Here is a 12,408-nt window from a genome sequence, read left to right on the forward strand (position 1 = left end):
CCACCTGAAGCCTCAGTCGTGGCTGAATTTCAGCACTGTGGTGTGTGCATACACCGCCCCAGGCTCCAGGCGGGTACTGGGAAAGGTCGGCTGATTGGGTGAGTCGGGGTAATGCTCAGCTTCCAGGGCAAAGGCGCCCCAGTGCAGATAAACCTTGCCACCTTTGCCGGTGATCGTGCCGTCGAGCAGGTTCGAGGTGTACAGCTGCACCGCCGGTTGGGTGGTGAACAGTTGCAGGCGACGCCCCGACTTCGGGTCATGCACTTCAACGGCCGGCCTGCTCAGGTCACCACCGGTATCCAGCACGTAGTTGAAGTCGAAGCCGCCCTGCTTGGGCTCGACGAATTTGAGTTGTGGGTGGTCGTCTTGAATGTGCGGGCCGAACGCCGTGGGGGAGAGGAAGTCCATCGGCGTGCCGGCAACGGGGGCAATCTCGCCGGTCGGGATCAGCTTCGCCGACACCGGGGTGTAGTGGCTGGCATGCAGGGTGGCGAGGTGATCGAGGATGGTGCCGTTGCCAGCGCCGGCCAGGTTGTAATAGCCGTGGTTGGTCAGATTGACCACCGTGGGTTTGCTGGTGGTGGCATGGTAGTGAATGTGCAATTCGTTACGCTCGTTGAGGCGGTAGGTCACCTGAGTCCGCAGCTCGCCAGGAAAGCCCATCTCGCCATCCGCGCTGGTGTAGCTGAGTGTGACGCCCACCGAGCCGTCTTCCTGGATGGGTTCGGCTTGCCAGACGTGGCTGTCGAAGCCCTTCGGACCGCCGTGAATGGCGTTCGTCGCGTCGTTGAGCGGGATGCGGTAGCTGACGCCATCAAGCACAAACTGGCCGTCGGCGATGCGATTGCCATAGCGGCCGATGGTGGCGCCGAAATGCGGATCGGCGTGGGTCTGGTAGCTCTGGGCTTCATCGAAACCGAGCAGTACGTCGTCGCTGTGGCCATGGCGGTCGGGTACGATCACTGCCTGCAATATCGCCCCGTAGGTGATCACGCTGACCTGCATGCCGGCACTGTTGCTCAGGGTGTATTTGTCGATGGGCGTGCCGTCGGCGAGGGTGCCGAAAGGGCTTTTGTGCTGGGTGAGGGCGGATGCCTTGGCAGGCGATGCAGAGGTGCTCATGGATCAATCCTTGCGTTGAACGGCGGCAGATGGAAGCAGGTACCAGCGTAGCGCAGGTGGGGCGGTCCGCTCTGACAAGAGTGACAGCGTTGGCATTAGGCGACTTGGCGCGAAAAAAAAGCCGCTGGTCGGCGGCTTTTGTGGGAGGAGAGTCGCGCCTGCTGGTGACAGGCGCGGTCCGGGCAGCTATCAGGCCAGCGCGGAACGGCGCGCGTACCAGCCATACGACGCGATCACTGCGTAGCAAACCGCCGGCACCACCAGCGACAGGCCCAGGGTGCTGAGGTCGGCGGCCAGGCCGGTGAGTGGCGGCACGATGGCGCCGCCGACGATGGCGCAGCAGATCAGCCCCGAGCCCTCGGCGGCGCGTTTGCCCAGCCCTTCACACGCCAGGGCGAAGATAGTCGGGAACATCACCGAGTTGAACAAGCCGATGGCCAGGATCGACCAGCCGGCCACGGCACCGTGGTTGGTGGCGGCGCTGGCGATCAGCGCAATGGCGACCACGGCGGCACAGGCCAACACCTTGCCCGGTGCGAACGCGCGCAGCAGGCCGGCACCGATGAAGCGGCCGATCATTGCGCCGCCCCAGTAGTAGGCCACGTGCTTGCCGGCCACTTCGGCGTTGAAGCCGAAAGTCGAGTCCTGCATCAGGAAGTTGGTCAGCAGGCTGCCGATGGACACTTCCGCCCCGACGTAGCAAAAAATGCAGGCCGCACCGAATGCGAAGCGCGGTTGCTTGAGCAGGCTCAAGGCCGAGAGCGGGTTGGCGTTGCCACTGGTGAGCGAGGAGGGCAGATGCTTGCGTTGTTGCCAGACCAGCAAAGCCACCACGATCAGCGCCACCGCAAGGCCCGCGTAGGTGTTACTGATGACCTTGGCTTCTTCGGCCAGATAGGTCGCCAATGCCGAACCGCTCAGGGTGGCCGGGTCGACCTGGCTCAGCGAGCCGAGGATCAGCATGGCGCCCAGGTACGGCGCGACGGTGGTGCCCAGCGAGTTGAACGCCTGGGCGAAGGTCACGCGGCTGTGGGAGGTCTGTTGCGGGCCCAGCAGCGAGATCAGCGGGTTGGAGACCACCTGCACCACGGTGACGCCGATCGCCAGCACGAACAGCGCGATCAAAAAGGCGCCGAACAGCCCCACCAGCGCGGCAGGAATGAACAACGCGCAACCCACGGCCATGGTCACCAGGCCGATAGCCGCCGCCCGCATGTAGCCGATGCGGCTGATCAGCAGGCTGGCGGGGATGGACGCCAGCGCATAGGCAAGGAAGAACGCCGACTGCACCAGCATCGCCTCGGCATAGCTGAGGCTGAACAGGCTTTTGAGTTTGGGGATCAGGATGTCATTGAGGCTGGTGATGCCGCCAAAAATGAAAAACAACGCGAAAACGAACAGGCTCAGTCGCTGGACGTTGGCAATGGGTGGTTGGTTTTGTTCTAAGGATGCTGCAACGGTGTTATCCGTCATGGCCACGGTCCTGTTCTCTGTCGGGGGTATTGGTTCATTGTTGTGTCTCGACGTCTGTCACGGTCACTGCTGGCATTTTCATGCCAAGGCCGAAACATCTCAGGATGAACTGAAACCCAGGAAGCAGGAAAGTTCAGACACCAAGGTGAAGAAACGGCTCTGGATCGCAGCTTTGCGACTAAAGTGCAGTGTTGGCGATCACAGATCGTCTGTGACGCTGACCGGAAGGCATAAGGCACTTATTGGCGGGCTGACTGAGATGACGGGCGCGATTGCCTTGATCGGATACTATTTGCGGCGACCATCGCAGTACGAGAAGACACCTTGAAAACCGTGTTTTTTGATCTTGATGGTACTGTCCTGCACTCTGCCCCCGGCATCATCCAGAGCGTGACCCACACGATACGCCAGCTTGGCCATGCTTTCGATCGCCATGCCGGCATCGAACAGGCATTGAGCGACCAGCCTGCCGAGGGCTAATCGCTGCATGTCGCTACGTCCAAGCGCACCCCAGCCCCGCGCCGCTGGTCACGGTGCCTGGCCATGGTGTGAGTGGCGCGGACGCTGGAGGCCATCGCCGGCATGTAGTCAAGCGCAAATGATCAAAGCGGGTGCCTGAGCGCGTCAGTCAATGCGCGGATGCTGCTGCACCAACTCCTCACGCTTGGCCTGCAACTCGGCGATTTTCGCGTCGATGTCTTCGATTTTATCTTCGATGTGGTCGTGATGCTCCTGCAGCAGCTCCTTCGCCTCATCCAGATCGGAGGCGGTCGGCGCCGCACCGCGCAACGGCTTGTTGGCGGTCTCCTTCATCGTCAACCCGGTGGCCAGGCCGATGACCGCCACCACCATCAGGTAGTAGGCCGGCATGTACAGGTTCTGGGTGGTTTCGACCAGCCACGCGGCCAGGGTCGGGGTCACGCCAGCGATCAAGACCGAGATATTGAACGCACTGGCCAGGGCGCTGTAACGGATGTGCGTGGGGAACATGGCCGGCAACGTCGAGGCCATGACACCGATAAAGAAGTTGAGCACCACCGCCAGTATCAGCAAACCGGTGAAGATCAACCCGACCTTGCCACTGATGATCAGCATGAAGGCTGGAATGGCCAGGCAGAACAAGCCGATGCTGCCGCAGATGATGAATGGCCGACGCCCGAACCTGTCGCTCAGGCGCCCGATCAGGGGTTGCACGAACAGCATGCCGACCATGATCGCGATGATGATCAATACGCCGCGGTTCTCGCTGTAGTGCAAGTTATGCGACAGGTAGCTCGGCATGTAGGTGAGCAGCATGTAATAGGTGACGTTGGTGGCGACGACCACGCCGACGCATGTCATCAGGCTACGCCAGTGTTTGGTGACCACTTCCTTGAACGACACCTGAGGGCCGCTCGCCAAGCCTTCGCGATCGCCTTGTTCGAGCTTCTCGACGTGCTGCTGGAAGGCCGGAGTCTCTTCCAGCGCGTTACGCAGATACAGCCCCAGCAAGCCGAGCGGCAGGGCGAGGAAGAACGGCAGACGCCAGCCCCATTCCTGGAATTTGTCTTCGCCCAGCACGGCGGAGATCGCCACCACCAGGCCCGCGCCGAAGACGAAGCCGGCAATCGAGCCGAAATCCAGCCAGCTGCCGAGGAAGCCGCGTTTGCGGTCTGGAGCGTATTCGGCAACGAAGATCGAGGCGCCGGTGTATTCACCGCCTACCGAAAAGCCCTGGGCCATCTTGGCCAGCAACAGCAGTACCGGCGCCCAGATACCAATCGAGGCGTAGGAGGGGATCAGGCCGATGGCGAAGGTGCTCAACGACATGATGACGATGGTCGCCGCCAACACTTTCTGTCGCCCGTAGCGGTCGCCCAGTGCACCGAAGAACAGCCCGCCCAGCGGACGAATCAGGAAGGGCACCGAGAACGTCGCCAGTGCGGCGATCATCTGCACGCTGGGGTCGGCACTGGGGAAGAACACCTTGCCCAGCACATAGGCGACGAAACCATAGACGCCAAAGTCGAACCACTCCATGGCGTTGCCCAGCGCGGCGGCGGTGATCGCCTTGCGCATCTTGGCGTCGTCGACAATGGTGATGTCCTTCAAGCCGAAGGGTTTTGCGCGTTTTTTTCCAAGTTTCATGCCGTTCACTCAGGACCTTGATAGACCGCCGCTTGCCCCATGCCCGGCAGGGGGCGAGCATCCGTCGCTCGGTGCGTGCCAGTGGCGCACTGCTCCGAGCTCTCGTGCATCAGAGATATGAGTGCGCAAAATAATTCACTGCAAGGAACGTTTTCCTATCGCCCAAGCTCCAGCAAACCCGTTGACTGCGGATAGGCGTGGGGCCTGGTGCCGCGCTATGCGCCGTTGTCCGACAGGTTCCAAAGCACTCGCATGGCACGATCGGCATCCACGCGACTGACGAATATAGGGTCGTGGTAATAGGCGGCAATCACGTTGCAGCTGATACCCGCGTCGCTTGATGCGCTGGCGAAAGCGGCCGCCGACGATGCAGCATCGAGGCGCCGCAGGGAAACTCATTGTGGGAATGGGGCATAAGGCCGATCAATACGCCTTGACCTGACCCGCCCAGATGACCGCCTGGGCAACGATCACCTGCTGCCCATTGAAGGTCAGTGCCGGCGAACCGTGCAGTGCGTAGCCCATGTTCAGGGCAGCACTGACACGCTGGCAAAAGGCTGCGTCGTCAGGGCCGGTGAGTACGCGGTAGATCGGCAGGTTGTCGGGGGGCTGGCTCATGATGGGAGTCCTTGGGAGCTGACTGCTGGGGGGCGGATTGCAGTGACTTTGATGCCTGCGCTGCGGTCTTGGCAAGGTAGGCATCGGTGATGCGCTTGATCGTACCGTCGCTGCGCAGTGTTTCGATGGCCTTTCTCAGATCATCGACCATTGTCGGGTCGCAGATTTTCGAGCAGGCCAGGTACAGGTCCGACTTCATCAGTGCAGGGCTCATCCGCAACGGCCGATCCGAGACTTGCGGCCAGAAATAACGGGTTTCCGGAACGCCGTTGAACCAGGCATCGACGCGACCGAGCAGCAACATCTGGGCCGGGTTTTCACCGATTTTCAGCGAGTAGATCTGCGCATTGCTGAAACCCTCATCGCGTAACATCTGCTCTTGGGCGCTGCCCATGCCGACGGCGACTCGCTCATAGGTCTGGCGCGCCTGCTCGAAGGTCTCAACCTGTTTGTCGAGACTGAAAAACGCTCGGTCCATGGTCATCACCGGTGCTATCCAGGTGTATTGGTTTTCTCGGGCCGGCGTGCGGCTCAACGGGATGATCAGTTGGTTTCTGCCTGACTGGACGATGCGCTGCGAGCGGGCCCAGGGCAATGCCTGCGGGCGCAAATCGTAGCCGGCCAGGGTAGCCGCCTTGACGGTCACCTCGCCGACGATGCCCGTGATGCCGTTATTGCCATCCTGATCGGCGGGTTCGAGTACCGTCAGGGGGGGCGACTGGGAGAGGTACAGATCGACGGCTGGAAGGCCCCCGGCGCAGGCCGGCCCCGCCAGCGTGACGAACCATGCTGCGCAGTACAAGCGCAATCCTTTGCGGGTGTAGCGAATTGGCTTGGTCAAATGACCCATAAAAAACACTCAACATATCGAGTGGTTGCCCACTTCTGGATCACAGGAGAATAGGCGCAAATGCTATGGCGTGCTCGCTGAAACTGCGGATCTGTTTCCAAGGGGCCGCGCAGCACCGACACCGCCGATCCTGGCTACGAAGCTCATTACACACGCAAACTTTCCACCGGCTGCAGATCACCGTCCCGGCCAAGGTGATAACGCTGAAGGTCTGCCGCTAATGTCAGTCGACCGCTGTAATACGTCGCCGCCTCTGCGCGGACATCGTCGATGGAAGGGCTTCGCTGCGGATTGTTTTGATAGCGGGCGCTGAAGTGGGTCAGCACCAGGTTCGGTATCCCGGCGGCTTCGGCGAACTGTGCCACTGCCGCAGCGGTGCTGTGGCCATAGTTAGTCGAGGCGCGCTCAAGCACCGGTTCGGTGAAGGTGGCTTCATGCACCAGTACATCCGCGCCTTGCGCCACGGCGGCCAACAACTGCGGACGATCATTGTCGCCGCAGACGATCACGCGGCGCCCCGGACGCGAGGGGCGAGGGTAGTCCTTCGCGTTGATCAGGCGGCCGCCGTGCTCCACGTTGCGCCCCTGTGCCAGCTCGCCCCATAGCGGTCCGCGTGCGATGCCATCGGCCTGAAGGCGCTCCAGATCCAGCCGTGGATCGGGGTTGATTTCGGCGAATACGTAGCCGTAGCTGGGCACCCGGTGCGACAACTCGACGGTGCTGACTTCGACCGTACCGCTGCTCCACGTGTCGAGCGTTTCCAGCGCATGCAGGCGCAATTCGAAGGGCAGGTAGCTCTCGCTCACCGCCAGGCTCTGCTGCACCCAGGCGTGCAGGGCGATCGGCATGATCAGGTCCAGCGGCTCGCTGCGCCCGGACATGCCGGCACTGGCTAACAAACCGGGCAGTCCGAAACAGTGGTCGCCGTGGACATGAGTAATGAAAATCGCGCGCAGGTCGCGTACCGAAAGTGAGGTACGCAGTAGCTGATGTTGCGTGCCTTCGCCGCAATCCACCAGGTACCAGACCTTGCCGGACGCTTCGATGACTGCGGTGGCGCTGACGTTGCGGGCCTTGGTGGGGACGCCGGATGAAGTACCTAGGAACTGCAGGTCCATGGGGAAGGGGTCTCGCTGGCAAAAAGGCTAGTGTACTTCGACCAATGGCTGTAGAGCGTCGAATGCATTGCCATCGTTATCTTGAGATTGCTGCTATTGGCGATCATCCTTGTTGGCGCTCGTGAACAGCGGGAATCTCGTTCATATCGCGATAGACCGCCACCCCCCGCTGCCGAGCCAGCTCTACTATCGAGTCCGCGTCCTCGGACGGGCCCTCCACACGCAGTACTCCGTCGCAACGCTGTAAAAGCATTTTCGCGTACTCCTGAAAATGCGCCTGATACACCTCATCGCCTACCTCACGGGACCCCGCCAGTTGCTCCAAGGGTAATGCCAGCCATTGGGCAACGACCGGCAGGTGGCCCGCCTGCAAGAGGGCTTGGGCGCAGCGTTGCATGGCCTGCAGATTGACGGCCATTGCAGCGGGATCATCACCGGGGTGGGAGGGGCAGGGGCCGGCCACCAGGATTATCAGAGGACGCGAGGGTGGCATGAGTGGTTTGAGATGTTGCAGGAGGATGATGGTTTTACCGTCCATGATCCGCCCGTCATCGATCATCGCCAGCGCTTGCTCGAAGGGCAACTCCAGCACCTCGATGTCCTCGCCTTCTTCGGCCAGGCCACCGCCCGCGCTGATACGGTCTTCGGGATGGTATTCCCCGATAAAAAAATGCAGGCGCTCAGTGACCGAGCCGGGGCTCATGAACGCCTCATACACCTTGCGCACGGATTTGACTCGATAGCCGGTTTCTTCTTCGGCCTCGAGCCGGATTCGCTCTTCGGGGCTGGCGTTGTCGAGCAACCCGGCTGCGGTTTCGATCAAGTAACCGTCGTGGTCGTTGACGAAGGCGGGGAGGCGAAACTGCCGGGTAAGAATGACGGTGCGCTTCGCCAGGTTGTAGAGCCCGATCGTGGCGCCATTGCCCCGGTCGTACACTTCACGGGTTTGTGTCTGCCAACTGCCGTCCTTGCGCTGCTGCTCGAATTCGATCTTTTTCAGCACGTACCAGTTATCCGAAAGCAGATGTTGCTCGATGATTCGAACACTTGCCTTGGTCATGGGTGGGGGCTCCTTGATTTGATGTCGTGCACGCGCTTCGTCGTCGGTGCAGTGATTACCGGGAGGGGGGGATCAGTATCGAAGAGTATCAAACAATGAAACGCTTCTTGGCGCGAGCGCACGACCAGTCCAGAAGGCCAGAAATTCAAGGAGTGCACCTAGTAGATCGATCATGGTCTGCTCTAGCACGGTTGATTCGACAGGGTGATATGTAGTGCGGGTTGTGATGCTCTTCTGTAGCGGCTGTATCTGAATTTTCTGAATCCCGTACAAGGTGCAGCGGGTATCGCCGCCTCGGGCCCGCAGGCCCTCGGCATTTACGCTCGTCCAAGACATTATCTAGCCAGCCCCGACAATATCCCGCGTAGCCGTTCCATCGTCGCAAAGGCACACACCTGCATGGGCTCGCGTACCTCGTTGGCGATCAAGCCCTGCATTTGAAGCGCGGTCTTGACGCAGGCCGGATTGGGCTCGGCGAAGGCTGCCTGCATCCACGGCCGCAGGCGGTTGAAGGTGCTTCGCGCCGCAATTACATCGTTATTCGCCACCTGGCGTTGCATCTGCACGTAGAGATCAGCGCGAATGTGCGATGAGGCGGATATCGCACCGGCACCGCCCAGGCACAGGGTGTTGAAGATCTGCAGATCTTCACCCGCGAGCACGTCAACCTCGCCATCGGCGATCAGCATCAGGGTGGTCTCGATGTCACTGCTGCAATCCTTGACCGCCGCAATGTTCGGATGACGAACGATGCGCCGCAAGGTTTCACGCTCGATTTTTACGCCCGTTCGGTAGGGAATATCGTAGAGCACCACCGGCACGCTCGCGGCGTCGGCGACGGTCTGGAAGAAGGCCTCCAGCCCGGCCTGCGAAGGGCGAATATAGTAGGGTGCCGGTACCAGCAGCCCCGCCAGCGAGCGGCGCTGGATCTGTCGCTGGAAGGCCAGCAGTTCACGCTGGTTGTTGCCGGCCAGGCCCATGATCACTTGCTCGGCGGGCAGCCATTGCAAGACCGCATCGAGCACGGCCAACTGCTCGTCGTGGCTCAGCGCTGCGGCTTCACCCGTGGTGCCGCAGACGACAAAGCCCGCAACGCCGTCTTCCAGCAACCTGGCGACCAGGCCGCGCAGCGCGACAAAGTCAATTTCACCGGCGTGAAAGGGAGTGACCAGCGCCACCCAGATCCCACGAAAACTCGACATACACAACTCCTTTTTGGCTGACCGTGTTGGTCGCCGTCAGGGAGGCTGCTGGAATCATGCGAGAGGGTAGTGGCACCTGGCGCTCTGTGTCCTGTCAGCCCATCTGACGGGACAGCGCGCCCCGGTCAAATGAGCGACTGTTTCTTGAACTTGTTGGCAATGACGACGCGCGCGCAAGCCCGGATGGTAAGGTCCGAAGGAAGCAGCGATGGGTCGATGATTGCGCGCATGGAGTGTCTACTGAAAAAGTGCTGTCAATAATGCGCAGTGGGCGAAGATGCTGTCAACTCGTCGAGCAGCATCCATCCCTGTTAGGGCTGACGGGCACTGCGAATGGGTCAGTCCCAGGTTGAGTCCTGGAGGTTCCACTTGCTGGGCGTTGTCCCAGCGGAGTCGTTGTGCGACCTCGCGCCAACGTTCCTCATCCCCCGGTTCGTCTTCACTCTCCTGTGCCGACTCTTTGATCAGGCTTTCTACACGCTGCACCTTGGCTTCGTTGTCCTTGTCCTCGATCTGTGCGATCTCATCCGGGCTGGTGGCCTCAGGTGGCGCGTCTGAACCCAAGAAAATCAAGGAGCTGTTCCGGCGCCCCGCAGGGCGCGAGAACTGTCGTCAAGCCGCCATCGGGCTTTGCAGGCTGGCATGGGCCTGCACAGCCAGTGCGCTGATCACTCGACCGCTTGCCTGAACACCACTGCCGGTGCCCGTTTCGCACGCCAGTTCAACGTCAGCACCATCACCAGTCCAAGTGCAGCCATCCCGGCGCCCGCCAACGAAATGGCCGGATAGCCCAGCCCGGCATTGATGACCGCGCCGCCCAGTACCGCGCCGATGGCGTTGCCCAAGTTGAACGCGCCGATGTTCACGGCAGACGCCAGATTGGGCGCGTCCTTGGCGGCTTCCATGACGCGCATCTGCAGCGGTGGCACCAAGGCGAAACTGGCGGCGCCCCAGATCAGGATCGCGGCCGCCGCAGGCAATGGCCAGCGCATCAATACCGAGAACGCCAGCAACACCACGATCAATGCGCTCAGCGACAGCACCAGGGTGCGATCAACAGAGCGATCGGCCCCCTTGCCGCCCCACACGTTGCCCAAGGTCAAGCCGATACCGAAGAGCATGAGCATGGCGGTGATGAACAGGGTCGAGGCGTGGGTGGCATCGCGCAGGATCGGCGCGATGTAAGTGAACACGGTAAACATCGCGCTCGAGCCCACCACAGTCAGGGCCAGTGCGGCCAACACCGGTTTGCGCGCCAATACGCGGATCTCGGCCAGCATGCCTTCACTTTTTGCCATTGGTGTATTGGGCAGCGCCCACCACAGGGCCGCCATGGCGATGGCACCCAGGCCGGCAATACCCCAGAACGCCGTGCGCCAGCCGAACGTCTCGCCGAACCAGGTGGCCATGGGCACGCCGCCGATGGTCGCGATGGTCAGTCCCATGAACATCGCCGCCACCGCTCCCGCGCGTTTATCGGGCGCCACCAGGCTCGTAGCGACGATCGAGCCGATACCAAAGAAGGCTCCATGATTGAGCGAGGTCACCACGCGAGCGATCAGCAACGTCTGGTAGTTGGTCGCCAGCGCCGACAGCAGATTGCCCAGGGTGAAAATCGCCATCAGGCCGATCAGCAGGTAACGCCGCGGGATCCGCGCCGTCGTGAGGGTCATCAGTGGCGCGCCGATCAACACGCCCATGGCATAGGCGCTGACAAGCAGCCCGGCGCTGGGGATCGATACGCCCAGATCGGCGGCGATGCCGGGCAACATGCCCATGGGGGCGAACTCGGTGACGCCGATGCCGAACGCGCCGATGGAGAGTGCAACAAGGGGGTAGTTGATACGCATGGTGGCTCCTGATTTGTGATGTGAATGCTACAATCCGCCCCTGGTGGGCGGTAGCCCTTGGTAGAGCCAAACACTTTTGCTCAGGAGGCACGAATGGATATTGCCGGGCGATCAGGCGAGATGACGATTTTTGCGCTAGTGGCCCAAGAGGGCAGCTTGTCGGGTGCCGCCCGAGCCCTAGGCCTGACGCCTTCTGCGATCAGCCGGATCATCGCCCGTACCGAGCAGCGGATCGGCACGCGGTTGCTGATCCGTACCACCCGCGCCATCACCCTCACCGCCGAGGGCGAGGCGTACCTGCGCGGCGCGCGACGAATTCTGGCCGACATGGCCGAAGTCGAAGATGCGATCACCGATCAGGGTGTGCCACGGGGCAGGCTGCGGGTCAGCGCTTCAGTGGCTCATGGACGGCTGTCGATAGTGCCCTTGGTGGCCGCGTTCAGTGCCCGCTATCCGGCCATCGTGGTCGATCTGGCGCTGGGCGACGAGTTGGTCGACGTCCTCGGCGGGCAGGCGGATGTGGCGATCCGTTTTGGCTATCTGGCCGACAGCCCGTTGACTGCGCGGCGAATCGGCGACACGGGCGAGGTCATCGTCGCTTCGCCCGACTACCTGGCGCGCCATGGGGTGCCGTTGCAGCCTGAGGATCTGCTGCAGCACAACTGTCTGCGCTTCAACTTCCGCCGGGCCGCCCCCGACTGGCCATTTCGCCGAGACGGCGAATATTTCTCACTGAAAGTGACCGGCACGGTGGAGGGCAACAGCGGTGACGCCTTGGCGCAGTTCGCTCGGTTGGGCACCGGCATCGCCCGGATTGGCGCCTTCAGCGTGGCGGATGATTTGCGCCGCGGCGACCTGGTGCCGCTGCTCGAAGCCTTCAACCCCGGCGATCGGGAGCCGATCCATGCGGTGTTCGTCGGCGGTGCGGCGATGCCGGCGCGGGTGCGGGCGTTCGTCGATTTTCTGCTGGAGCACCACCGGGTGTGAC

General features: G+C 61.8%; 14 protein-coding genes. 3 read left to right on the forward strand and 11 right to left on the reverse strand.

Annotation, left to right across the window (positions count from 1 at the left end; genetic code table 11):
• Positions 1–12: 12 nt before the first annotated feature.
• Both LIX93_RS21610 and LIX93_RS21615 read right to left on the reverse strand, forming a co-directional pair.
• Positions 13–1,122 carry an aldose epimerase family protein gene (locus LIX93_RS21610; RefSeq protein WP_226506099.1) on the reverse strand — a complete coding sequence of 370 codons (1,110 nt, stop codon included), beginning with the start codon at positions 1,120–1,122 and terminating at the stop codon, positions 13–15.
• Between the two features lie 189 nt (positions 1,123–1,311).
• Positions 1,312–2,595, reverse strand: coding sequence for a sugar MFS transporter (locus LIX93_RS21615; protein WP_226506100.1), 1,284 nt, complete (start codon positions 2,593–2,595; stop codon positions 1,312–1,314).
• On the opposite strand from LIX93_RS21615, the gene LIX93_RS21620 reads away from it, so the two are divergent.
• Together LIX93_RS21620 and LIX93_RS21625 are read left to right on the forward strand one after the other, a co-directional pair.
• Positions 2,594–2,923, forward strand: coding sequence for a hypothetical protein (locus tag LIX93_RS21620; protein WP_226506101.1), 330 nt, complete (start codon positions 2,594–2,596; stop codon positions 2,921–2,923). The two genes, LIX93_RS21615 and LIX93_RS21620, sit on opposite strands and share 2 nt — an antisense overlap.
• Positions 2,920–3,075 (forward strand): hypothetical protein, encoded by a 156-nt coding sequence (locus tag LIX93_RS21625; protein ID WP_226506102.1) that lies wholly within the window; start codon positions 2,920–2,922, stop codon positions 3,073–3,075. The genes LIX93_RS21620 and LIX93_RS21625 overlap by 4 nt, the downstream gene beginning before the upstream one ends.
• A gap of 144 nt (positions 3,076–3,219) precedes the next feature.
• Here LIX93_RS21625 and proP read toward each other — a convergent pair whose 3' ends face one another.
• The 9 genes from proP to LIX93_RS21670 all read right to left on the reverse strand — a co-directional run bounded on the left by proP (position 3,220) and on the right by LIX93_RS21670 (position 11,420).
• Positions 3,220–4,722, reverse strand: coding sequence for a glycine betaine/L-proline transporter ProP (gene proP / locus LIX93_RS21630; RefSeq protein WP_226506103.1), 1,503 nt, complete (start codon positions 4,720–4,722; stop codon positions 3,220–3,222).
• A 215-nt stretch (positions 4,723–4,937) separates the two neighbouring features.
• On the reverse strand, positions 4,938–5,111 hold the full coding sequence (locus LIX93_RS21635; protein ID WP_346015237.1) for an ACT domain-containing protein: 174 nt from the start codon (positions 5,109–5,111) through the stop codon (positions 4,938–4,940).
• A 34-nt stretch (positions 5,112–5,145) separates the two neighbouring features.
• Positions 5,146–5,340: a DUF1737 domain-containing protein gene (locus tag LIX93_RS21640; protein ID WP_226506104.1), complete on the reverse strand. Its 195-nt coding sequence runs from the start codon at positions 5,338–5,340 to the stop codon at positions 5,146–5,148.
• A complete protein-coding gene (locus LIX93_RS21645) occupies positions 5,288–6,190 on the reverse strand; it encodes a transporter substrate-binding domain-containing protein (protein WP_226506105.1) in 903 nt (300 codons plus the stop codon). The genes LIX93_RS21640 and LIX93_RS21645 overlap by 53 nt, the downstream gene beginning before the upstream one ends.
• Before the next feature lie 146 nt (positions 6,191–6,336).
• Positions 6,337–7,308 (reverse strand): ribonuclease Z, encoded by a 972-nt coding sequence (locus LIX93_RS21650; protein WP_226506106.1) that lies wholly within the window; start codon positions 7,306–7,308, stop codon positions 6,337–6,339.
• 103 nt (positions 7,309–7,411) lie between these two features.
• A complete protein-coding gene (locus LIX93_RS21655; protein WP_226506107.1) occupies positions 7,412–8,368 on the reverse strand; it encodes an ADP-ribose pyrophosphatase in 957 nt (318 codons plus the stop codon).
• A gap of 335 nt (positions 8,369–8,703) precedes the next feature.
• Positions 8,704–9,570: a 4-hydroxy-tetrahydrodipicolinate synthase gene (gene dapA, locus LIX93_RS21660; protein ID WP_226506108.1), complete on the reverse strand. Its 867-nt coding sequence runs from the start codon at positions 9,568–9,570 to the stop codon at positions 8,704–8,706.
• A gap of 237 nt (positions 9,571–9,807) precedes the next feature.
• Positions 9,808–10,143 (reverse strand): hypothetical protein, encoded by a 336-nt coding sequence (locus LIX93_RS21665; protein ID WP_226506109.1) that lies wholly within the window; start codon positions 10,141–10,143, stop codon positions 9,808–9,810.
• A gap of 95 nt (positions 10,144–10,238) precedes the next feature.
• Positions 10,239–11,420, reverse strand: coding sequence for an MFS transporter (locus LIX93_RS21670; RefSeq protein ID WP_226506110.1), 1,182 nt, complete (start codon positions 11,418–11,420; stop codon positions 10,239–10,241).
• 93 nt (positions 11,421–11,513) lie between these two features.
• Between LIX93_RS21670 and LIX93_RS21675 the strand changes: the two genes are divergently transcribed.
• A complete protein-coding gene (locus LIX93_RS21675) occupies positions 11,514–12,407 on the forward strand; it encodes a LysR family transcriptional regulator (protein WP_226506111.1) in 894 nt (297 codons plus the stop codon).
• Position 12,408: the final 1 nt, after the last annotated feature.

The organism is Pseudomonas sp. MWU16-30317 (assembly GCF_020515695.1).
Lineage (GTDB): Bacteria > Pseudomonadota > Gammaproteobacteria > Pseudomonadales > Pseudomonadaceae > Aquipseudomonas.